This window comes from Sedimentibacter sp. B4, from assembly GCF_000309315.1.
GTDB lineage: Bacteria > Bacillota > Clostridia > Tissierellales > Sedimentibacteraceae > Sedimentibacter > Sedimentibacter saalensis.
Genome location: NZ_CANG01000038.1, coordinates 166,974 through 191,186, shown reverse-complemented (window position 1 = coordinate 191,186; position 24,213 = coordinate 166,974). Strand labels below are relative to the sequence as shown.

Here is a 24,213-nt window from a genome sequence, read left to right as displayed (position 1 = left end):
TTTTGTCTGAAATGACATTTTTGTTTGTTTAGTAATAATAAATTAAATTCAAAATTCAACTTTGAAGTATTTTATTTTTGCATGTGGTCATCCTAAACAATAAACACAAAATGGAGGAAAATATGTCTGAAACAATGTTAGAAAAACCAAAAGACAGGGTGAGTTACCACGATTCTGTGGAGGAAATGCTCATAAGAATCAAAGAAGACGGTCTTTCAAGCGTTTTTTCCAGGTGGGATGAGCAGGAAAAAATTCGCTGTACTTTCTGCCTGCAGGGGTTAAGCTGTCAGCTTTGTACTCAGGGTCCCTGCAGATTAAGCGACAAGGCAGGAGCCATTAAGGGCGTGTGCGGCATCGGTCCAGATGCAATGGCAATGAGGAATCTTCTCATGAGAAACATCATGGGTGCTGCAACTTATGGTCACCACGCTTATGAAGCTTTCAGGACTTTGAAAGCAACAGGTGAAGGAAAAACAACTTTTAAAATTACAGATGCGGATAAATTGAAATGGATGTGCGAAAAAACAGGAATCAACACAAGCCAGGACATAAATAAAATGGCTGTTGAGCTTGCTGAACTTCTTGACAGGGAAATGAAAGTTAATCCGGACTGCGAGAGCATTATGGTTGAGGCGTTTGCACCTAAAAAAAGAAAGCAGCTGTGGAGAGATTTAAACATTTACCCCACAGGAGTACAACATGATGTGGAAAACTGCATTGCAAGCTGTCTGACAAATGTTGACGGCGATTATGTGTCATTGGCTAAAAAAGCTCTGCGCCTGGGGCTGTCAACCATTTACACAGCGCAAATAGGACTTGAAATGACGCAGGATATTTTATTCGGAACTCCAATGCCTCACGAAGTTGATGTGGATTTGGGAATAATGGATCCTGACTATGTAAATATTGCATTTAACGGTCATCAGCCTTGGGTGGGAGTTGCAGCTCTTCAGAAAGCTAAGATGCCTGAATATCAGGAAAGGGCAAGAAAAGCCAGAGCAAAAGGCATACACATTGTAGGTTCAATTGAAACAGGTCAGGAAATGCTTCAAAGATTTCCTGTTGATGATGTCTTTGTTGGACTTATGGGAAACTGGCTTGCAATTGAACCGTTCCTTGCAACAGGAACAGTTGATGCCCTTGTAATGGAAGAAAACTGTTCTCCTCCTGCAATCGATCAGTACGCCGAGAAATACCAGGTAGCTCTTGTGAGCGTCAGCACAATAATAGGAGTACCGGGAGCAGAGCACAAAATGCCTTACTATCCTGCAAAAGCAGAAGAGATGGCAGAAAACTGCATCAACATTGCAATTGACAATTTCAAAAAAAGACACGGAAAAATCAAACCAATGGTTCCTCAGCACAAAATGAAAGCCATAGCAGGTTTTTCAACTGAAGCAGTTTTAAAGGCAATAGGAAATGACTTGAATGTCCTGGTAGACGTTATTGTAAAAGGACAAATAAAGGGTGTTGTTGCATTGGCTAACTGTTCAACATTAAGAAACGGTCCTCAGGACTGGAACACTGTAAACATAACAAAAGAACTCATCAAGAGAGACATACTTGTCGTAGCAGGAGGCTGCGGAAATCACGGCCTTGAAGTGGCAGGCATGTGCAATCTTGATGCAGTAGAAATGGCTGGTGAAGGTCTCAAAGGCGTCTGCAAGGCTCTTGGAATTCCTCCGGTGTTAAGCTTTGGAACATGTACGGACACAGGAAGAATATCAATGCTTGTAACAGCTCTGGCAGATTTTCTTGATGCTGACATTTCAGATCTTCCAATAGCAGTTACTGCTCCTGAGTGGATGGAGCAAAAAGCAACAATAGATGGATTGTTTGCAGTTGCTTACGGTGCATACACACATTTGTCTCCTACACCTTTCATAACAGGTGCTCCAAGTCTTGTGAAGCTGCTTACAGAGGATGTTGAAGGGCTGACCGGAGGAAAGGTTGCACTGGGAGATGATCCTCGTCAGGCAGCAGCAGATATAGAAAAACACATTATCAGCAAAAGACAAAAAATGGGACTGAAGTAAAAAAATCAGCCAATCAATTTTATAAGATTGATTGGCTTTTTTATGCTTTTATCCTTTAAATATTTTAAAAACAGTGATAAAATAGATATAATTAATATCCGGCTATTTCCTAGAAAGGAATGATATTATGTCTGATTCTCAAATTACAAAACGAGCACTGGCTGAGTCCATGAAAAACCTTATGGCAGAACGCCCAATGAAAAAAATCAACATAGGAGACATAGTGGAAGGATGCAATATGAACAGGCAAAGTTTTTATTATCATTTTAAAGACAAATATGACCTGGTAAATTGGATTTATTACACGGAGTTTATTGTCACCATCAAGGATGTGCCTCTGCATTCCTGGGAAATTGTAGAGAAAATATGTGAATTTTTTTATGAAAATAAGGTGTTTTACAAAAATGCATTTCAGGTTACAGGGCAAAATTCGTTTTCTGAGTATTTTATTGAAGTATTGCATCCTATTCTGACAGTGCAGCTTAACAATGTATTCAAAAACAACAAAAATGTAGATTTTTATGCCACATTTTATGCAGATGCAATTCGTGTTTCCATATCAAGATGGCTCACAGAAGGAGCAGCAATTCCTCCTGAGAAGTTTGTTGAACTCATAAAAACAGCCATTGAAGGAGTTGCAGCGTATATCAATGAGTGATGGACTGTATGTTTTTAAGTACATCTGCAAGAGATGATGTAGTGATGTTTAAGTCTGACTTTGCACCGTAAAGTGATGAAGCAGTCGCCTGACCCCTTGAATCTATGCTCAGGAAAAATGATTCTTCGGATATAATGCTGTCTATTCTGGCAATGTCACCGTAAAAATCCATGAGGCATACAGGATGGTTCGTCCTGGTTCTAGAATTGTATATGTATTCAAAAACTTTTACAGAAGTTTCAACGCTGCATTCCTGATCTTTGACAAGTACGGCAAAGTTCATGCTTGCAGACAGCAATTTATTTGAAACAACACCGTTTATTATGTCAGAAGCGTTGTTGTCATTGTAATACATATAGCCACCGCAAAAGCACTTGTATTTTCTAAGTATGTTTATTTTCTCAACAGTAAGAGTGCAGTCATTTCCAATAATCACGTTTATGCAAAGATTTGAAAGATTGCTTAATTTTTTTGCTGTTTCTTCGTCAATTATACTGGGGTCTATAAAAATCACAATTGCACAGTCCCGGTTTTTTTCAATTGCAGCAATCATTTCATAAAGAATTTCTATGTTTTTTCCTAACATCATCATGTAGCTGTAAATTCCTGTTTTTTTCCCTTCTTGAATCAATCTGTCTGCTTCATGTACTGAAATGTGATCAACATTACTTTTTTCAAAGTCGAACACTATAACCCATGGAATGTTATATCCGAAATTTTTTTCATTTTCTCTTATTATGTTTGCACCGTATGTCATGCTGTTGAAGCCGATGTTAATTCCGAAATCGGCAATAGTTTTGTGGCTTGTGTTTTTAATCAAACTTTCTATGATGTCATAATAATAACTGTCTTCATTTTTTAATATGCCGTGGGCAAGTTCAAAGAATTCCTTCTGAAATCTGCCCCTGGCAAAGTATTCCCCAAGGTCAAGCAAATTTCTTACTCCGCGTTTTGGATTGTCCTGTATATATCTTATGCCGTTTTCAACAGCAGTCTTGATTACAGCGTAGGTCAGTTCGTAATTATCCATATCTTTTACCTTTTTTACTTTAATCATATAACCTTTTTAATTTATACAATATAGACAAATTTTAAAAATGTCAAAAAATAAGACAATGTTATGTATGTGTCGTATTTTAAGACACATGATTGTTTTGTCTAATGATAGTTTTTAAAGACGATAATATAATATTAATATAATAAATTAGGGGGCATATATATGAGTGAAATGAGCATGGTTGAAAATCTCAAAGTTTATGGGATGAAAAAAGTTCTTGATTATCTGGATGAAGATCCTGACAACAATATTCCTAAAGTTCTGGACTGGGTGGAGAAGTTTGACAAGGAAAAAACAGCAGGAAGGCAGATTTCTGCCGTGAAAGCAGTGCTCGAAGATACACACAGCAACTGGTATGGTTTGGTTAAGAGCTTGTATACAGACATTGATTCGGAAGTGAGAAAGACATTATTTGAAAATTTCATAATCAATGCAACCATAATCGGAGGAAGACGTCAGAAAAAATCAAGGGAAGAAAACAACTGCAATATTCCATGGGCAATACTCATGGATCCAACGTCATCTTGTAATCTGCACTGCACAGGATGCTGGGCTGCTGAATACGGTGACAAACTGAACATGGATTTTGAAACACTTGACAGCATAATACAGCAGGGAAAAAAATTAGGAACGTACATGTACATTTATTCAGGCGGAGAGCCGCTGGTGAGAAAAAAAGACATCATAAGTTTATGTGAAAAACACAGCGACTGCACATTCCTGGCATTTACAAATTCCACATTGATTGACCAGGAGTTTGCCGATGAAATGCTCAGGGTAAAAAACTTCATTCCTGCCATAAGTGTTGAAGGTTTTGAAGAAGAAACAGACTTTAGGCGCGGTGAAGGAACTTACATGGCAATTACAAAAGCAATGGAAATTTTAAAGGAAAAGAGGCTTCCATTTGGAATTTCATGCTGCTATACAAGCAAAAATACAGATGTCATTGGAAGCGAAGAGTATTTTGACGACATGATAGAAAAGGGGGCTAAGTTTGCATGGTTCTTCACTTACATGCCTGTAGGGAAGGACGCTGTCACAGAACTTCTTGCAACCGCTCCCCAGCGTGAGTTCATGTACCGTCAGATAAGAGAGTTCAGAAAGACAAAGCCGTTGTTCACTCTTGATTTCTGGAATGACGGAGAATATATAAACGGCTGCATAGCCGGAGGCAGATGCTACCTGCACATCAATGCAAACGGAGATGTGGAGCCATGTGCATTCATTCACTACTCTGACACAAACATTCATGAAAGCACACTGCTTCAGGCATACAAAAATCCTTTGTTCATGCAGTACAAGAAAAATCAGCCATTCAATGGAAATCACCTGAGGCCCTGCCCGTTGCTGGACAATCCGGGAAGGCTCACAGACATGGTAGAAAAATCAGGCGCAAGATCAACTGATCTGCAAAATCCTGAAAATGTAAGGGATTTAAGCTCAAAATGCAAAAATGCAGCCATTAATTGGGAAAAAGTTGCTGATGAACTGTGGGAAGAATCCCACGGTACGTGCGAAAGCTGCAATTCAGCAAAATAAAATGTAGGGGAGGACTACTGTCATCCCGGAGATAACAAAATTGTTGAATTTATAACAACAGGCGGACACAAGATTCGCCCCTACGACTTGATATATCAACATTTTGCGATTTCATTTTGAGGGAAGGAACACTGTCATCCCAGAGATAACAAAATTATTAAATTAAAAAACAACGGGCGGACACAAGAGCAGCTCCTACAGCTTATGGTAAATAGGTTTGTATGGTTTTAAGAACGCATATGCGTTCTTTTTGTTTGCTTTAATCTTATTTTTGGTTATAATATAGTAAAAAGCAAAGGGAGGAACCATGGATATTGAAATTAAAATGCCTGAAGAAGCCGAAAAGGCTCTTAATATTCTAAAATCCTGCGGCCATGAAGCATATGTGGTGGGTGGCTGCGTAAGAGATGCAATATTGGGAAGCGTTCCTTCCGACTGGGACATAACCACTTCGGCTTTGCCTGAAGAAATAAGCAGCTGTTTTAAAAATTACAGAACCATAAACACAGGTCTCAAGCACGGCACCGTAACAGTTATAATAAATAAAATGCACCTTGAGATTACAACATACCGCATTGACGGAAAGTACAGCGACAACAGAAGGCCCGATGAGGTTACATTCACAGACAAGATATCAATGGATTTAAAGAGAAGGGATTTTACAATGAATTCTCTTGCATACAACAAGGAAGGAATTGTAGACTTGTTCGGAGGAATAGAGGACATAAAAAACAAGATTGTAAAATGTGTTGGGGTTCCTGATGAAAGATTTCAGGAGGACGGTCTCAGAATTTTAAGAGCCATGCGTTTTGCAGCGGTTCTTGGTTTTAATGTTGAAGAAGACACAAGAAAAAGCATACATAAAAATAAAAATCTTCTCAAAAACATATCATTTGAAAGAATAAACAACGAGTTTATGAAATTGTTAAATGGAGTAAAATGCAGTGAAATACTGTCTGAATACAAGGATGTGGTTGAAGTGTTCATTCCTGAAATTTCTGAATTAAGGGGTGAATTGTGGACAGAAAGATTAAATTCAGCTTCCCTTGTGGACAACATAATAATAAAATTATCATTGCTGTTCTATGGAATGGATGCAGAACTAATTTTAAGGCAAATGAAAAGCGACAATGACACAATAAAAAAGGTAAAGCTGCTGACATTAAACATGGATGGAGAAATTGTTCCGGAAATTCCAGCCATAAAAAAATGGCTCAATAAAATGGGATATGACAACATGAAGCTGCTCATCCATTTGAAGGACGCAAGTTTAAAATATCCTGAGGATGAAAAAAAATACCTAAGAAAAGCAGAAGTGCTCATGGACACAATTGTTCGTGAAAATCAGTGCTACAGCCTGAACAATCTTGAAGTTAAAGGAACTGACCTCATATCCGCAGGAATTCCAAAGGGTCCGGGAGTTGGGAAACTCTTAGATGAAATGCTTGAAAAAGTTATGGATGATGAGCTTGAAAACAAAAAGGATGTCCTTCTTGACTATGTGAATAATAAAAAATTATAAAATACTGTTGACAAGTTTTTAAAGCCGTGTTAAACTCTAAAAAATACAAAAACAAAACCGTTGAAGCGAAGATTAAACCATATGTGCACTCACAGAGAGCAGGGGATGATGAGAACCCGGCAGAACGCAGTATGGCAAGTGGATCGCTGAGGGTGAGGTGAAAGAGGTAGTACTCAAGTATCTGAAACGTGAGCTTACGTTATAAAGCAGAAAATGTGATGGCATTTTTGTTAAGTTGGATTGAATTTTCAGTCAATTAAGGTGGTACCGCAGGAATTATACCTGTCCTTTTCATAGGACTAGGTTTTTTTGTTTTTGTAAATAAAATTCCAGGAGAAAGATATGAAAAAATTTATGGCATTATTAATCTCAGCAGCAATGATAACAACTTTATTTACAGGCTGCAGCACAAAAGCAGAAAGTGCAGAAACAAACACAGAAACAAATAACCAAGCAGCGGTAACAGAAACTGCTAAAACAGAAAAATTAAGAGTTGGAATTGTTCAGGCAGTAAATCATCCATCCCTTGATGAAATAAGAGAATATGCAATCAAAGGCCTTGAAGAATCAGACATCGGAGAAAACATTGAAATAATATACAAGGATGCCCAAGGGGACCCGGCTAATGTTAACACAATAATATCCCAGTTTGTTGGGGATGAAGTTGACATGATAATTCCCATAGCTACAGGAGCAGCTCAGTCAGCGGCAGCAGCCACAAAGGACATCCCAATAGTGTTTGCAGCAGTGAGCTATCCGGTCAAGGCCGGTCTTGTGGAAGACATGAATGTTACGGATAAAAACATCACAGGCGTTTCAAATACAATTGCCATAGAAGACATATTCAAATTGTCTCAGAAACTGACTCCAAAAGTCAAGACATACGGCTTCATTTACAACACCAGCGAAGTAAATGCAGTTGCCAGCACCGAAAGAGCTAAAGCATACTGTGACGAGAACGGACTTAAATATGTTGAAGCAACTATAACAAATTCAAGTGATCTTCTTCAGGCAGCACAGTCACTGATGGGAAAGGTTGATGCAATATTTGTACCTAATGACAATACCATAGCTTCAGCAATGCCGGTACTTTCAGCAGAAGCAATAAAGGCAGGGATTCCTGTTTACACCGGTGCAGATTCAATGGTCATTGACGGAGGTTTTGCAACAGTGGGAATAGATTACAAAGTTCTTGGAAGACAGGTGGGAGACATGGCTGTTAGAATTCTAGAAGGTCAGTCAATATCTGACAATCATGTTGAAGTTATAAACCAGTATTCAAACATAATCAACATGACAACAGCAAAAGCCCTTGGCTTGGAACTTGATCAGGAAACAATTAAAGATTTTAAAATTATTGAATAATAAAGACAAAATGGAGGACAAAATGAAAATAAAAAAAATACATTTCAGCAATAACATTAGCAGCACTTATATTGACAACAGTATTGACAGGCTGCGCCGCAAAAGGCGAAACAGTTCAGGCACCAAGTGAAACATCAAATGAAAAAATAAAGATTGGCATAATTCAGCCTGTTGAACACCCTTCTTTAAACCAAATAAGAGAATCTATCATATTAGGGCTTGAAGAGCAGGGACTGAAGGATAAAGTAGAAATAACTTACAAGGATGCTCAGGGAGATCCGTCAAACATAAACACAATAATTTCTCAGTTCGTTGGAGAAAGAATGGATGTAATAGTTCCTATAGCAACATCAACAGCTCAAAGTGCCGCTGCGGCAACAAGCGATATTCCCATAGTGTTTGCAGCTGTAAGCTATCCGGTTGAAGCAGGATTGGTAAAAGATTTAAATAAGCCCGAAGGAAACATTACCGGAGTCAGTGACGCCATTGATATAAAACAAATATTTGACCTTGCATTTGAACTGACTCCTGAAATAAAGACATTCGGCTTCATATACAATTCAGGTGAAGTTAATTCAGCAGCAGCCATAGATCAGGCTAAGAGCTATCTTGAGGAGAAAGGAATTGAATATATAGAAACAACTATAACAAATTCAAGCGAACTTCAGCAAGCTGCCCAATCTCTTGCAGGAAAGGTTGATGCAATATTCACTCCTACAGACAACACCGTAGCTTCAGCCATGCCGGTACTGTCTGCAGAAGCAATAAATGCAGGAGTACCTGTTTACACAGGGGCTGATTCAATGGTTGCAGACGGCGGATATGCAACAGTGGGAGTTGATTACACAGTTCTTGGAAAACAAGTGGCAGACATGGTTAAGAGAATAATCGACGGTCAGGAAATTTCAGAAATTCCTGTTGAGACACTTAAGGAATACAAAAAAATTATGAATATTACAACAGCTAAAAGTCTCGGAGCAGAAATTACAGACAAGATATTTAAGAATTTTGAGACAGTAGAATAATTACATCGGAGGAAGAAGTTGAATTTAGTATCTATTATAGGAGCAATTGAACTGGGTTTAGTTTATTCATTGCTTGCATTCGGAACATATATATCATTTAAAATATTGAATGTTGCTGATCTTACTGTGGACGGAAGTTTTGTCCTTGGTGCGGCTGTATCTGCAATGTTTGCTTACAGCGGCATGCCTGTTGCAGGTATTGCACTGGCTATACTTTGCGGAGGTCTTGCAGGAATGGTAACTGCCACACTGCAGACCAAGATGGGCATACAGCCAATACTTTCAGGCATACTTACAATGACAGGACTGTATTCTATAAACCTCATGGTTATGGACGGCAAGGCAAATATACCATTGTTGAACAAGACAAATATTTTCACATATGCTGAATACATGTTCAACAATAAGTTATACAAAGTCCTGGCTCTATTAATAATCATTGGGACAGTTTTCACAATGCTTAACTGGTTTTTCAGGACACAGCTTGGATTGTCCATAAGAGCAACCGGTGACAATGAAGACATGTGCAGAGCATCTTCCATAGACACGGATTTCATAAAGATGGTTGGATTTTCATTGTCAAATGCCATAGTTGCCCTTTCGGGAGCTCTTGTTGCCCAAATGCAGCAGTCTGCAGACATCAACATGGGTTCTGGAATGGTTGTAATAAGTTTTGCCTCTATAATAATAGGAAGCGTCATAATAAAAAACAAAAACATCACTGCAGGACTTCTTTCGGTAATAATAGGCTCAGTGATATACAGATTCATTATTGCACTGATACTTACAACAAGCTTCCCTCCGTCATATCTTAAGTTAATATCATCATTGGTGGTTGTAACGGCACTTTCTTTGCCCAATGTAAAAAGAAAAATTGAAACAAACAAGCTGAGAAAGGGGAGAAAGTAATGCTGAACATTAATGAAGCAACAAAAATATTTAACAAAAATACGCCTGATGAACACATAGCTTTGAACAGCTTAAGCCTTGAAGTTTCAGACGGTGAATTTGTAACCATAATTGGAGGGAACGGAGCAGGAAAATCAACGTTATTCAATGCCATATCAGGTACAATGCTTTGTGAATCAGGAACAATAAGTCTTGACGGGCACGACATAACACATATGGCTGAATTTAAAAGAGCAGAATTTATAGGAAGAATATTTCAGGATCCCATGAGAGGAACCGCTCCTCATTTAACAGTGGGAGAAAATCTTATAATAGCATATATGAGGAGTATCAAGAAAAATATGCTTGGAATTCCTTCAAAAAAAGAAAAGAATTATATTAAAGAGCGCCTGGCAGCACTGAACCTTGGACTGGAAGACAGAATAAACACAAAGATTGGTCTTCTTTCCGGAGGACAAAGGCAGGCAGTGACACTGGTGATGGCAACTCTTGTGAAACCAAAGTTGCTTCTATTGGATGAACACACGGCAGCACTGGACCCTGTAAGCGCAAAGTCGGTCATTGACCTTACTAACAAAATAGTATCTGAAAATAACATCACAACCCTTATGATAACTCACAACATTACTTCTGCCCTGGCAATGGGAACAAGGACCATAATGATGGACTCAGGAACAATTGCAGTTGACATAAAAGGAGACGAGAGAAAGGAACTGACTGTACAGGATGTTCTTAAGAAGTTTAACAGTGTAAAGAAAAAAGAATTTGATGATGACAATGTCTTGCTGTAAAATCAAATCTAGTTAGCCAATAAAAAAAGGGCTGTTACATCGTGTCATTCTGAGGGCTTTAGCCCGAAGAATCTCATCTTTTGAATTATGAGATCCTTCGCTATAGCTCAGGATGACATGAAATGTTTCAGCCTCATTTATTTTAATCTGTATAAATGAACGTTTCTTCAGTTCCGCATTCCGGACAATTTACAGTGACTTCATAGCTGTATATTGACAGAACCTTTACATTTGTGGCAACGCTGGCATTTGCATCTTTGCCCTTGTATATTACTTTTTCAGTATCTGTGCCCTTGGAATAAATGTAATTGTATCTTTTTCCGCAGCTGTTGCATTTGCGTCTGCCCTTAATGGCTATCATATTTTCACATCCTATTTTAATCTTATGGTAGTTTATTATAATATGACAAAGTAACAATTTCAAGGATTATAATTGTATTAATTTCATAAAAATGATATATTGGATATGGAGGAGGATAATTATGGATTGGATATGTGAAAATAAAAAATTAAGCAACAATGAACTTACTGGTTTAGAGTTGGAAGAGGATTTTTTAAGATTAAGAGAAGGCATGGATGAAGGGTTTCTTGTGACTCCCATAATCGAAACAGAAAAATTCTCTGAGATTACTCCATCCTGGAATTCAAGAACTGACGAAAACAGTTTTGTTGAAGTATTCATACAAGTAAGAATTGAAAACCAATGGACGGATTTCGTAAGCTACGGAGTATGGTCTACGGATGGATTTAACAAAGGAATCAAGGAACACGGAAACTATGAGCACATAAGAGTTACAGAAGACAGAATTTTTATAAAAGATAATAAATTTGCCGATGCAGTAAGAATGAAAGCAGTACTTACAGGAAAAAGTCCGAAACTTAAACTTATTGCATTCAGCACTGATTCCGGTGAAGATGAGGAACTTGAAGGTGACTGCTATAGAATAATTGAAAACGTACCCACAATTTCTCAGCTTGCCAGCGGCCACAAGGACAGCCACTCAATATGCAGCCCTACTTCTCTTACCATGACTTTAAAATTCCACGGTAAAAATTTAAGCCTTGATGAAGTTACAAAGGGAACATTTGACACTGGAAGCGAATTGTACGGAAACTGGCCTCAAAACACAGCATATGCAGGAGAACAGGGTATGAGAGCATACACAAAAAAATGCAAAAGCATTAATGTTGTTAAAAACCTCATAGCAAAAGGAATACCCGTTGTGGCTTCTGTTGTTTCAAAAAACAAGGAGCAGCTTGACGGAGCCATATCTGCATTTCCATCAGGACATCTCATGGTTGTTGTTGGTTTTCAAAATGTATGCGGAACAGAATACATAGTTGTAAACGACCCGGCTGCAAACAGCGATGAAGAAGTAAGGAAAATGTACAATCTGGACCAGTGGGTTAAGGTGTGGAGGCATTATATTTATAACATAATACCTAATGTAGAAAAATAAATGAAATGTTGAAAAATCAATGAGTATTATATTGCCTATATTTCCATAATACTCTGTATTTATTACTGAAGTGTTGTCAAAAATGTTGTCATTTTGCTAATAGCATTTCGTTCATTTTTGACAACGCATTTTCTTTGTTCTTTTTATCAAGATGAGTATAAACGTCCATAGTAGTTTTTATATTTGCGTGACCGAGCCATTGTTGGGCTTCTTTAATGCCAACGCCTGCGTTATATAACATAGTAGCACAAGTATGGCGGCATTGGTGAAATGTGAAAGTAAAGCCTAATTTTTTACAAAAAAACGTTTGCGTTTATCTAAGGTGCCGTATTTAAATATATTACCGCTATATGAAAAAACATATATACTATGAAAACTATAAAAATTAAGTCAATAAAATTTTTGGATCGTTAGTTAGTTATCTTTGCGATAATAAATTAAATAAATTAGTGGGGGATAATTTACTATGAAAAAAGTAGTAATAATTGGTGGAGGTATTGCAGGACTTAGTGCAGGTATATTTGCACAGAAAAATGGATTTCAAAGTATAATATTAGAGAAACATCATACTTTAGGAGGAGAGTGTACTGGGTGGGATCGTTATGGATACCACATCGATGGCTGTATTCACTGGATGGTTGGTACTAAAAAAGGAACGCAAATCAATGATCTGTGGGAGACAGTGGGAGCTTTGGATGGGACAGATATTTACCATCCTGAAAGCTTTATGGCTGTTGAGTATGATAGTACAACAGTACATTTTTATCGAAGTCTTGAACGTTTTAAATCAAGCTGGCTAGAGATATCGCCAAATGATAAAGATATTATTGATGAGTTTTATAGAGATATAAAAAAATTACAATCCTTTTCAATACCAGTAGGAAAGCCAGTAGATATGATGAACATAGCTGAAAAGGTAAAGTATGTATTTTCTATGAAAGATGTTGGCTATATTATGCAGAAATATGGGAAAATAAGTATAAAAGAATTAGCCGATAAGTTTAAGCACCCAGCTCTGAGAGAAGCCGTAGCTTCTTTTATGCCAGAAGGTGATTACAGTGCAATATCAGTTATTTTTCCACTTGGAACATTTACTGGAGGGCAGTCTTCTATTCCCATAGGAGGCTCTAAGAAGCTAGCTCAACGTATGGTGGATAAATACCATTCATTAGGTGGTAGAATTGAGACTTCCTGTGAGATTGTTGAAGCTGATATCCAAGCAAATATAGTAACTAATGTAATGTCTAAAGATGGTAAAGCCTATGAGGCAGATTATTTTATAGCTGCTTGTGATGCTAAAGTTTTATATGAAAAAATACTCAAGGGATGTTATCCCGATTCAGCCTTCGAAAAAAGATATAATAATCCTGAGATATATCCTTTGGCATCTAATATTTATATCGGAATAGGATATGAAGGCATATTGAGCGATATACCTCGTACACTTAAATTTCCTGTAGAATCATTAAATATATGCCAAAATCAGAAACCAATAGAGTATTTGCAGATGACCCACTATTGTTATGAGCCTAACTTTGCTCCAAAAGATCATACAGTGATAACCCTTGCTATTAACCAATTCGAACCAGAACTGGAAGCATGGGAGTTGCTTGTAAAGAATAAGGAAGAATATAACAAGGAAAAGATTAGAATTGGAGAAGCAGTGATTCGTGCTATGGAAACTCGTTTCCCAAACATGAAAGGAAAACTTAAACTACTTGATGTTGCTACCCCGCAAACCTATGTAAGATATTGCAATGCTTACCGTGGTGCTTTTATGGCTTTTTGGCCAACTATTAGTGGCAAAGCTTTGGTACATACAGGTTATATAAAAGGAATTAATAATATATTATTAAGTGGTCAGTGGCTTAAGCCTCCTGGGGGTCTTCCTACGGCTCTAATTACAGGAAAAGATACTATTATGAGAATTTGCAAGAAAGAAAAACAGTCATTTATTTCTTCTTAGTAAAAAAAGTTAATAACTAAGTGCCTGGCACTGAGTTATATTGTGAAAATAGTACATTACTGTTAATACAGACATTTTTTATAAACATACCCGTCCGCCAAGGGGATATTAGCTTTGCCTAGCATCTTTTTTGTATCATCAACGCACGTAATGGTATTAATGAATAACAACAATGATTTTAAAGACAAGAACACATAAGATTAAGATTATATGAGATCTTGTCATTAAAGTATACGTAATTAAATATCATTGAAATATCTTTTATATTTCATTAAAGCAGGATTATCAAATATATCTAGTGCTTAATCAGTTTGCTTTAATATTAGTTCTCTGCATTTTTCAACACGATTGAGCATAGGGGCAACAGTACCATTAGTTTGATTTGCATAAGCATATATGTCATCAATGCATGATGGAATCATATAACCATGTGAGCATGTTAAAATTATTACACCAGAGTATCTTAAGGGCGCGATAATTTTTCGGTATAAGTAGTCCCGGCTTACTTTTCTTTCTGAGAGGTCTGATAAGAATTTTATGATTTCAACAGATGAAATATATTTATTTGCATTGACATTATGAACTAAAAATAGCAGGTGTTTTAGGAAAAATATACGTAGTATTGTATTTTCATCTTCTTCTCGGAGAAGAGAAAGGGACAACAAAGAATTGTAGTAATATTTTATATTTATATAAAAAATAATATAACAATAACTGCTGCATAATAAACATATGCGGCTTTTTTATAATGTCGGTTGAAGCTCTCCATATCTTTGTTGTCTATAGACTCTTAGTAACTCATTCCATGTAGCTTCATCTACAATTCCAGTTGGCTCCAACCCAAACATCTGCTGAAAAGCTATAACTGCTCTTTCTGTTTCTTCACCAAATACACCATCTATGGTTATAGGCGGGATGGTTGGTATAACTAATGAAATATAGGATAACATTTCTTGCATTACTAATACTCCGGCTCTTTCTATACCATCACCCTTTCTAAAATCCTTACCTGGGAACCTTAAATAAGGAAGGTAAACTTCTTGTGGAGGCAATGTCTTGAATATTCCAAGTGCAGTCCTAATTAATAGATTCAAGGTATCGTGATCAGCGATACCAGTAATAGGCAATCTCATTGTTTTTTGAAATTCAATGACAGCAGCTCTTGTTTGTTCATCAAATATGCCTGTATATGCGACGCTTGGTATAGTATTATAGTAGCTTGATAATACATTTAAAGCATATTGTAACATGTCAATACCTGGTCTTATGTCGCCTTGCAAATAAGCTCTTCTTGATATTTCGATTATTTGCTCATAAATTGAACCTGTTACTGCCAATTCAGATAATTTTGATACAGCAACGTAAATTTGTCTTATTTTATAAAATGTAGCTTTATCTATTATTCCTGTTACAAGCAAATTAAAAACTTTTTGAAATTCTTTTACAGTATTTTCTGTAGATTCCCCATAGTAGCCATCCGCAGGAATTATTTCGGGTATGGCAGGAAAATTCATTGCTATCCTGTTTAACCCCAACTGTTGTCTTAGTATAATAATGCTTGAATCGCCAGGCATAAGCGGTTCTCCGGGATATGTCAAACCAACACCTCCAACGGGTGCATTTTCAACTAAAGAAATATTTTCACCATAATAATATTTTAAAATTTCCATAGGGCTAAAACCTTGTTCAGCTAAATCGACTGTTCCCCACTGATACAATCCATCGCACATAGTAATCTTTCCATCACAAAATGTTGTAAAAAGCGGTATTACTTGACCATCTCTTATAACATAATCATCGAATATTTCATTAACAATTCTATCAATATTTCCATATATACCCCTATCTTTAACAAATGCCTGATCAAGTTGTGTTAAATTTGTAATGTCAAATTCATATCCTCTCGCCCTATACCATTGGAGAATATATCTATTTAACGCAACGGAAACTATCGCATGTATATTAGCTCTTAGTGCGTTTTCAGACCAAGTTGGATATAGTTCTGAAGATGCAACGTTTTTAATATAGTCAATAAAAGGTAACGTTACATTTTCAGCAATTTCATCAGGGCGACCTAAATGTACTGTAATATATTCTGGAATAATAACAAATGCTGTTGGAGGTCCGCCAGGTATAGTTATTTGTAAATCTTCATTAATTTGAGAATAATTTACAGAATTTGATGAAAACATGCTTCCCTCCCTAAAAGTTTGATCCGTCTATAATACTAGAAGGTATTTCAAGTGTTTCTTCAGGTATATGGACTGTTTCACCTGGTATAATAGGATGCATATTAATACTATAACTGGTTTTCACATTTGGGAAAATACGGAAGTTTATTATGTTGACGGTATAAAAATTATCAGATGTTACTCTGATGTTATATGTTGTAAAAGGATATTTAGGACGGCCATACAAGTTTTGGGAATCATGCTGGACAGGCAATACAACATCAGGAATTCTTCCGTTTTCATCGGTTATGGAACGAGCATGAATATGTTCAGTTCCATCTTCTAAAATATCATAGACAGTTACTTCTGCGTTTTTTACGGGTAGGGCTTGACAAGCAGTAAAGACACCAACTGACAATGCACCATTCTCTATTTGGTTTTGCATAGAAAATTCAGAAAGTATGATTTCTGAAGAGTTTAATGGTTGATTGTTTAAAGTCGATTTTAATATATTTTTAGCTCGGTATATTCTATGTTTGTATTTGTTTGTTTTATTAATAAAATTATTATCGCTCATACGAAGACTGCTCCTAACTTACCTTTTTATGCCATTATATGTACTTTGTAAAACATTGACATCTTTTGATAGTGTTTTAGATTATAATGACAAACATTATATTTATTAGAAGTTCAATTGGAGAAATTATTTGAAAAAGTAAATCTTAAGCTAAGAGGACACTATCATTTTTAGGAATTACTTATAATACGAAAATGATTAGAAGATTCTACTACGAAGTTGAGAATCTTTTATATAAGTGGCTTAATAGAAGAAGTCAATGTAATAGTTATAACTTTGGTAAATTCAGAATGATGGTTATATATTACCATTAGAAAATCCACAAATCTTTGTAAATATATATGACATAGACAAATAATGCAAATTATATTATGAGGAGCAGTGTGCGGTAACGCTGCAAGCACGGTTCTGGCAGGAGCATGCATCGTAAGGTGCATGTTTACTAGACAGATAAATGAATCAAAAAGATTATTTAAACGAATTTAAAAAGAGTATCCTCAATTAAAAATATGCATACTACAGCAGGAAGCATAATAGAAATATGCAAAGAAAACAACTGGAAATATCTGTTGAGATGCAAGGAAGGTTAACAGAAGAACTTGATGCAGGATTACAGTATATAGTAGAGAACGAAGAATATGTGGAAAAGAAAAATTATTACTATGAGATTCTATATAATGAGTAGTACAATGATTAGCTAAGGCACGAATATTTTTCATCAAGGCTATCATTACTATTTTGTTGTGCAAAATAAGGTTTGTATTCGTTAGGAAAATCTACAACTCCTACAATTTTACCATTAAAAATTTTTAAAGTATCTGGAAACTTCAAATGAAGTCATGTATAAAGCCCTCAGAAGGGCTGTATCATATGGGAGCACACTCCTCAGGCATTTTAGCCTGCGATATGTACTGTTCAGACTTTCTATGGCATAGGTTGTGTAAATTATATTTATAACAATAGCAAATAAATTGAAAATCGAGCTTATAATATCTCAGTTTGCAGACCAGCTTTTCATGTCATTAAGATAGAAGCCTTCCCTCTAAGTAATTCCCAACATTCTTTCATGCTAGAGTTTCAGTAGGAGCTTGATAAAATCTAGGGGTTATGCTATTAAACAACGTGTCAATATGTGTAGAAAAATACAAGGTTAAATTACGTGAAAACGATTTACAGTTGTAATAAAGTATAATATACTAAATTATATTACAAGTTTTTACAATATTTTATGATATATTGGGGGGGAGTTATGTCATGGCATATATATTGAAAAGAAAAACTATAAAACCAATTTTATATATTAAGAACAACACTACTACTGGTGTAAATAATGAGTTTGAAAAACTAACAGGTTATCAAAATGTAGAACTACTAGAAAAGTCAATTGTCGAGATGAATAATCTATTACATGTTAATTCCAAAAACCATCTTGAAAATATTGAAGGAGAACATAACTGTTATATATTTACTAAGAAATGCGAAGCGAGGGAAGTTTCAATAACTTGTAAAAGAAATAAGACTGAAAATGAACAGATTTTCTTTTTCAAGGAAAAGAAAAATTCTAGAATTGAAGATAGAATAGCATATGCCATGAAAATTTTGCTAGAAAATGAAATAGGAGTTGCAATTTATAGTATTCCGGACTTGCATATTCTTAAAGTTAATCAAAAATACTTAGATAATGTTCCTATCATAAACAAAATAGAAGATATCTATTGTAAAAGCATATATGATATATTTCTAGGAGTTAAAGGAAGTCATCTAGAAAATATTATTTCTAATGTTATTAAAACAAGTGAGAAGTACGATGCAAAAGAAGTTAAATACAATTGTCCTATAAAGGGAGACACATATTGGGATTCATCATTTGTTTCAATAAATATAAAAGGTGAAGCAAAGTATTTAATTCATAAGGTTATTAACGTTACAGAAAATGTTGTGTTAAGAAAGATAATGGAAGAACAAAAGCTCGAAATGGAAGCTATTATTGAAAATATGTCAGATGAATTGATAATATTTAATAAAAGCGGAAAGGTTACAAAAATAAATAAATCAGCAAGGGCTAATCCTATAATTGATTTGAAGAATACAAGAAATTTTAATGAGTTCCAAAATCAAGTAAACGATATAAATGGAAATGCAATATCAATTGATAATATGCTATTTGCTAATATAATTAGTGGTGAGAAAGTTAATGACTATACAATTGTTAAAAATGATATTAATGGATTACACTACAAAGAATTAAATGGAGCACCGATATATGATAGCGAAGGTAATTTTATTGCGGGTGTTTTAATATCTAGAGATATTACTGAAAAGATAAATAATGAAAGAAACCATTACATAAAGGCTCAGTATGATTCATTAAGTTATATAATCGAAAATCTTGACTTAGGGTTTGCAAGATATACATATCCTGAATTTAATTTAATTGATATAAACAATAAAGGATATGATCAATTAAAGAAGATTTTCCCTAATTTACATTCAAAAGCATGTATTAAGAGTCAAAATTTGTTTGTTGTTTTTAACGAAAAAGTTCAAATAATTGATGATATGGTAAGGGATTCATTAAGTACTAATAAGAAAAGCTGTTTTAAAACTTGTAAATACAATATAGAAAAAGAAACAGTATTTATTAAATGGATATATCAGCCATTGTTTGATTTAAATAACGAAATAACTGAAATAATTGTAATTGGTATTGATATCACTAATGAAGTTAAGGAAAAACAGAAAATGGAGCAAGCGCTAAAGATTCAGGATGAGGTATATGCAAATGTATCACATGAGTTAAAGACTCCATTAAATGTTATTTTTTCTGCTAACCAAATGCTGGACATGTATTTAAAAAAAGATTCAATTGAAGTTGAAAAAGAAAAACTTCAACATTACAATGATAATATTAAACAAAATTGTTATAGGCTAATAAAACTTATAAACAATGTAGTTGATATGTCCAAGAGCAATTCTGGTTTATTAAAGCTTGATCTATCTAATGAAGATATAGTAAATATTATTGAAAATATCGTCCAATCAGTTTCAGAATATGTAAAGTCAAGAGGGCTAAGTATAATATTTGATACAGAAATTGAAGAGAAGATTATTGCTTGTGATCCAGAAAAGATAGAAAGAGTTATATTGAACTTAATTTCTAATGCAATTAAGTTTTCTAATACAAGTGGTGTGATATACGTAAATATTTTAGACAAAGGAGAAGTTGTTGAAATATCAGTTAAGGATACTGGTGAAGGGATTGAAAAAAAACATTTAGATTTAATTTTTCAAAGATTTTACCAGGCTAATAAATCATTATCTCGTAATGCTGAGGGTACTGGAATTGGGCTATCATTAATAAAATCAATTGTTGAACTTCATGGTGGTAATATTAGTGTAGAAAGTGAAGTTAACAAAGGAAGTACATTTAAAGTTGAGCTCCCAGCAAGAATTATAGAAAATCAAAAACACAGAAAGCAGTCTAAATATATGAATGATAAAGTTGAAAAGTTAAATATTGAATTTTCAGATATTTATTCTATATTTTAAACAATTAAATTATTACAGAATGCTAGAACACATTTTTTCATGAGGCATCAACAATATTCATTTAACACTTTTTTAACACCTAGGGGATAAATTACTTTGAAAATGAAAGGTAGGCATTGGCAAGATAAGCATTGATTTATCAACACTTTAAAATGTTTTAGAAATGTAAAGAATGCTTTTATTTGAACCGGAAGGTCGTGGGTTCAAATTATGTTTATTAGTAATTAGAATGAGCTAAAAATGTTTTATTAATATATTGAAGTAAAATATGTTTACTGTATTTATGTAAATTTGTATTAATGGACGACAAATAGACGACAAAATATAAAAATATATTAAATATATAAAAATATAAAAGCCTTGCAAATTAGAAATTGCAAGGCTTTTATTAGTGAGCCATGAGGGATTCGAACCCCAGACGAACAGATTCGAAGTCTAATACTCTATCCCTAAGAACATTATCAATAATGATGTAAAACAAAATTGTAATATTGTATAAGGAAATTAGAATTTATAATAAATACAAGTAAACACAAATTGTTGTCATAATGTTGTCTAAATAGTAAAATATCTCCTGAAGCGCAGTCATTCCAAGGGTAATATTTTTAATTAAGGTGTGGAGGCATTACATTTATTTAATTAAGAATGAAGAGTAGGAAATTAAGAATTAATAATTAAAGGAAAGGCTTTGTTCTGTCGAACAAAGCCTTAAATATTGCTTTTATATTTTAAGTTCCATGAATTTTTCTGCTAACACTATTTCTCCGCTGTATTGTTCTTTTGCCTGTGCTACAAGGTCTTCTAGATTTCCGAAGTGGGGAAGGTGAGTGAGAACAAGCTTTTTAACATGTGCGTTTTCAGCAAGCATTCCTGCCTGTGAGCTGTTCAGATGTCCTGCCTTCGTACCGTCCATGTGGGAATAAAAACTGCATTCACTTATGAGAATATCAGATTTGTCAAAGAAATTCTCTAAGCCTTCAAAGTATGCTGTGTCTGAAGTGAATGAAAACACTTTGCCGCTGCATTTTACTTTTATGCTGTAAGCTTCAACAGGATGGACGTTTTTAATGAATGTTATTTCAAATGGTCCTATGGTTAAAATGCTTTTTTCATCAAAATCCTGGCCATATGCGTAATCTTCCCACTTCAGCAGGTTGAAAAATTCTCCTCTTGGTGCATATATGGGAAGAGATTTGTTTATTTGTCCAAGCTGTGTCTTAATCTGCCTTGCATACTGAAGTGGTCCAATGTCGCACATGTGGTCGTAGTGATAGTGGGTCAATATGACTGCGTCAATTTCCCCTAGATCATATTTTTGCTGCATGAGGCTTACAACTCCGCTGCCGCACTCAAGAAGCAGCTTGAAGCCGTCATGCTCCACCATGTAACCAGATGTTGCTTCGCCAGCTTTGGGGAAACCTCCCCAGCATCCTATAATTGTAATATTCATAAAACCTCCTAAGCCAGGTTTTTAAACTGAGAATTGTATAGTTCCGCATAAATGCCTTCTGCTTTGATTAAATCCTCGTGTCTTCCTTTTTCTTGTATTCCCTTGTCTGTTAAGACGATTATTTCATCTGCATTTTTAATGGTTGAAAGCCTGTGTGCAACAACAACAGTTGTTCTTCCTTTTGACAGTTCCTCAAGAGAATTTTGTATTAGAAGTTCTGTTGCATTGTCTAATGCAGATGTTGCTTCATCAAGTATAAGTATTGGCGGATTTTTCAAAAATACACGGGCTATTGAAATTCTTTGTTTTTGTCCTCCGGAAAGTTTCACACCTCTTTCTCCTACGTAAGTGTTGTAACCATCGGGAAGATCCATAATGAAGTCATGAATGTTGGCCATTTTTGCTGCATGCTGAATTTCTTCGTCAGTTGCATCAAGTTTCCCGCAAAGTATGTTGTCATAAATTGTTCCCGTGAAAAGGAACACATCCTGCTGAACAATTCCAATGCTTTTTCTAAGAGATTTGCGGGTGAAATCCTTGATGTTTGTGTTGTCTATGGAAATAGTACCTTCTTCTGTTTCATAAAAACGAGGTATGAGGTGACACAGTGTTGTCTTTCCTCCTCCAGAAGGTCCAACGAAGGCAACAGTCTTGCCTGCATCGATTTTGAATGAGATGTCCTTTAATATTTCCTTGTCGTCTCCGTATGAGAAAGTAACATCATTGAACTGTATGTCTCCTTTGACTTTTTCAATGTCTTTTGCACCTGGTTCGTCTTTTTCAATATCAGCATCCATGATTTCTGTAAATCTTTTGAATCCTGAAATTCCTAACTGATACTGCTCAACGAAGTTTATGAGTTTTCTTATGGGATTGAGGAAGTTGCTTATGTACAAAATGAAAGCTGCAAAATCTCCAAAGTTAATCCATCCCTTGAAGAAGAAAATTCCTCCGGCGCTTAATACAAGAATGTTTAAAAAGTCAATTACAAATGAAGAACTCACGTGGAATTCAGCCATTACCTTGTAAGCTTTTTTCCTTGCTGACTGGAACTTGTGGTTATTGTTCTCGAATTTTTCAATTTCATTTTGTTTATTGCTGAAAGCCTTTGAAACTCTAATGCCTGAAATGCTGTTTTCAATAGTGGCATTTACTTCACCGATTGTTTCCCTTGTTTCAAGAAACGTGTCCGACATTCTGATTCTAAGCTTCATTACAATGAAAATCAAAAACGGAACAACTGAAAATACAATTAGTGCCAATGGGAAATTTATGGTGCTTAACATTATGAATGAACCAATAAGCATTATGAGAGAAATGAACACATCCTCCGGACCGTGGTGTGCCAGCTCAGATACTTCCATAAGGTCATTTATAATTCTGGAAGTAAGACTGCCTGTTTTGTTTTCATCAAAGAACACAAATGGAAGGTCCTGCAGGTGCTCAAAAATGTCTTTTCTCATGTTAGCCTGCATTATTACGCCCATTATGTGGCCGTAGTATGTAATGTAGTAGTTAAGCCCTACCTTCAACAGATAAATTAGTCCTAAGGCTACCATCCATGTTATCATGAGGTTGAACTGCTGATTTGGAACGTAGATGTTGATAATGTTCCTTGTTATCATGGGATAAAACAAATCGCACACAGCCATTACTAATGCGCAGACCATGTCGATGATGAATATTTTTTTTACGGGTTTGTAGTATGATATAAATCTTTTAACCATATGTACTCCTTATTATTGCTTTTTAATGAATTTTGAAGCAACTGATACAATTAAAAATACCAGCACTGCTGAAACATTCATGATAAAAATTGCTGTAAGTGTGATTTCTCTCATATAACTTGTTGCTGCTGCAAATAGAAGAACAGCCAACATGGCAATGTTTGCAGCACTTCCGGGTTCATGCTTCAACAATCTTTTTCCTAAGTCCTTCATGCTGCTTGAGTGCATAAACAAGCTGAATACAATTGCAGGCAGGGCATATTCCGTATTTGTTCTTAAAATTGTGCAGCCTTCCGTGAATACAAACACTCCTGCTGCCAGCAGAGCATAGCTCCACCATTTTTTTTGCTGCATTTCCTTAAGTTTTTTTCTGCTTGGGTTCATAATTCACCTCGATTTTATATAAATCAA

At 35.4% G+C, this 24,213-nt stretch carries 19 protein-coding genes and 1 pseudogene; 12 read left to right on the top strand and 8 right to left on the bottom strand.

The genetic code is table 11. The features are described from left to right. Nucleotides 1-122: 122 nt before the first annotated feature. The gene (gene cooS / locus BN358_RS08020) at nt 123-2,036 is read left to right on the top strand and encodes an anaerobic carbon-monoxide dehydrogenase catalytic subunit (protein WP_019228714.1); all 1,914 of its coding nucleotides are present in this window, start codon (nt 123-125) and stop codon (nt 2,034-2,036) included. 127 nt (nt 2,037-2,163) lie between these two features. After that, nucleotides 2,164-2,694 carry a TetR/AcrR family transcriptional regulator C-terminal domain-containing protein gene (locus BN358_RS08015; RefSeq protein WP_019228713.1) on the top strand — a complete coding sequence of 177 codons (531 nt, stop codon included), beginning with the start codon at nt 2,164-2,166 and terminating at the stop codon, nt 2,692-2,694. Here BN358_RS08015 and BN358_RS08010 read toward each other — a convergent pair. Beyond that, nucleotides 2,684-3,751, bottom strand: coding sequence for a hypothetical protein (locus BN358_RS08010; RefSeq protein WP_019228712.1), 1,068 nt, complete (start codon nt 3,749-3,751; stop codon nt 2,684-2,686). The two genes, BN358_RS08015 and BN358_RS08010, sit on opposite strands and share 11 nt — an antisense overlap. Before the next feature lie 171 nt (nt 3,752-3,922). On the opposite strand from BN358_RS08010, the gene BN358_RS08005 reads away from it, so the two are divergent. From BN358_RS08005 to BN358_RS07980, 6 genes are all read left to right on the top strand, one after another. Further along, nucleotides 3,923-5,290, top strand: a complete 1,368-nt coding sequence (locus BN358_RS08005) for a radical SAM protein (RefSeq protein WP_040582215.1) — start codon at nt 3,923-3,925, stop codon at nt 5,288-5,290. 307 nt (nt 5,291-5,597) lie between these two features. Beyond that, nucleotides 5,598-6,812, top strand: a complete 1,215-nt coding sequence (locus BN358_RS08000; RefSeq protein ID WP_019228710.1) for a CCA tRNA nucleotidyltransferase — start codon at nt 5,598-5,600, stop codon at nt 6,810-6,812. Nucleotides 6,813-7,154: 342 nt separating this feature from the next. Next, entirely contained in the window at nt 7,155-8,177 is a 1,023-nt protein-coding gene (locus BN358_RS07995; protein WP_019228709.1) for an ABC transporter substrate-binding protein, read from the top strand. 71 nt (nt 8,178-8,248) lie between these two features. After that, nucleotides 8,249-9,202, top strand: a complete 954-nt coding sequence (locus tag BN358_RS07990; protein WP_019228708.1) for an ABC transporter substrate-binding protein — start codon at nt 8,249-8,251, stop codon at nt 9,200-9,202. Nucleotides 9,203-9,220: 18 nt separating this feature from the next. After that, entirely contained in the window at nt 9,221-10,111 is an 891-nt protein-coding gene (locus tag BN358_RS07985) for an ABC transporter permease (RefSeq protein ID WP_019228707.1), read from the top strand. After that, nucleotides 10,111-10,902 (top strand): ABC transporter ATP-binding protein, encoded by a 792-nt coding sequence (locus tag BN358_RS07980; protein WP_019228706.1) that lies wholly within the window; start codon nt 10,111-10,113, stop codon nt 10,900-10,902. The genes BN358_RS07985 and BN358_RS07980 overlap by 1 nt, the downstream gene beginning before the upstream one ends. 142 nt (nt 10,903-11,044) lie before the next feature. Here BN358_RS07980 and BN358_RS07975 read toward each other — a convergent pair whose 3' ends face one another. After that, nucleotides 11,045-11,263 (bottom strand): hypothetical protein, encoded by a 219-nt coding sequence (locus tag BN358_RS07975; protein WP_019228705.1) that lies wholly within the window; start codon nt 11,261-11,263, stop codon nt 11,045-11,047. A 121-nt stretch (nt 11,264-11,384) separates the two neighbouring features. On the opposite strand from BN358_RS07975, the gene BN358_RS07970 reads away from it, so the two are divergent. After that, nucleotides 11,385-12,362: a C39 family peptidase gene (locus BN358_RS07970; RefSeq protein ID WP_019228704.1), complete on the top strand. Its 978-nt coding sequence runs from the start codon at nt 11,385-11,387 to the stop codon at nt 12,360-12,362. Between the two features lie 88 nt (nt 12,363-12,450). Here the strand turns inward: BN358_RS07970 and BN358_RS28575 are convergent. Then, a pseudogene (locus BN358_RS28575) lies at nt 12,451-12,636 on the bottom strand (tyrosine-type recombinase/integrase); the annotation flags it as partial. A gap of 192 nt (nt 12,637-12,828) precedes the next feature. Here BN358_RS28575 and BN358_RS07965 point away from each other — a divergent pair. Then, on the top strand, nt 12,829-14,328 hold the full coding sequence (locus BN358_RS07965) for an NAD(P)/FAD-dependent oxidoreductase (RefSeq protein ID WP_019228702.1): 1,500 nt from the start codon (nt 12,829-12,831) through the stop codon (nt 14,326-14,328). A gap of 743 nt (nt 14,329-15,071) precedes the next feature. Here the strand turns inward: BN358_RS07965 and BN358_RS07960 are convergent. Further along, nucleotides 15,072-16,520, bottom strand: a complete 1,449-nt coding sequence (locus BN358_RS07960; protein WP_019228701.1) for a peptidoglycan-binding protein — start codon at nt 16,518-16,520, stop codon at nt 15,072-15,074. A 10-nt stretch (nt 16,521-16,530) separates the two neighbouring features. Beyond that, nucleotides 16,531-17,076, bottom strand: coding sequence for a hypothetical protein (locus BN358_RS07955; RefSeq protein ID WP_019228700.1), 546 nt, complete (start codon nt 17,074-17,076; stop codon nt 16,531-16,533). Nucleotides 17,077-17,617: 541 nt separating this feature from the next. Between BN358_RS07955 and BN358_RS25300 the strand changes: the two genes are divergently transcribed. Both BN358_RS25300 and BN358_RS07950 read left to right on the top strand, forming a co-directional pair. Next, nucleotides 17,618-17,761 (top strand): hypothetical protein, encoded by a 144-nt coding sequence (locus BN358_RS25300; RefSeq protein WP_019228699.1) that lies wholly within the window; start codon nt 17,618-17,620, stop codon nt 17,759-17,761. A gap of 569 nt (nt 17,762-18,330) precedes the next feature. Further along, nucleotides 18,331-20,625, top strand: a complete 2,295-nt coding sequence (locus BN358_RS07950; protein ID WP_019228698.1) for a PAS domain-containing sensor histidine kinase — start codon at nt 18,331-18,333, stop codon at nt 20,623-20,625. A gap of 721 nt (nt 20,626-21,346) precedes the next feature. Here BN358_RS07950 and BN358_RS07945 read toward each other — a convergent pair. The 3 genes from BN358_RS07945 to BN358_RS07935 are packed head-to-tail and all read right to left on the bottom strand — an operon-like array spanning nt 21,347 to nt 24,186. Further along, a complete protein-coding gene (locus tag BN358_RS07945; RefSeq protein WP_019228697.1) occupies nt 21,347-22,075 on the bottom strand; it encodes an MBL fold metallo-hydrolase in 729 nt (242 codons plus the stop codon). A gap of 8 nt (nt 22,076-22,083) precedes the next feature. Further along, nucleotides 22,084-23,802: an ABC transporter ATP-binding protein gene (locus BN358_RS07940; RefSeq protein WP_019228696.1), complete on the bottom strand. Its 1,719-nt coding sequence runs from the start codon at nt 23,800-23,802 to the stop codon at nt 22,084-22,086. A gap of 12 nt (nt 23,803-23,814) precedes the next feature. Further along, nucleotides 23,815-24,186, bottom strand: coding sequence for a hypothetical protein (locus BN358_RS07935; RefSeq protein ID WP_019228695.1), 372 nt, complete (start codon nt 24,184-24,186; stop codon nt 23,815-23,817). Nucleotides 24,187-24,213 lie beyond the last annotated feature (27 nt).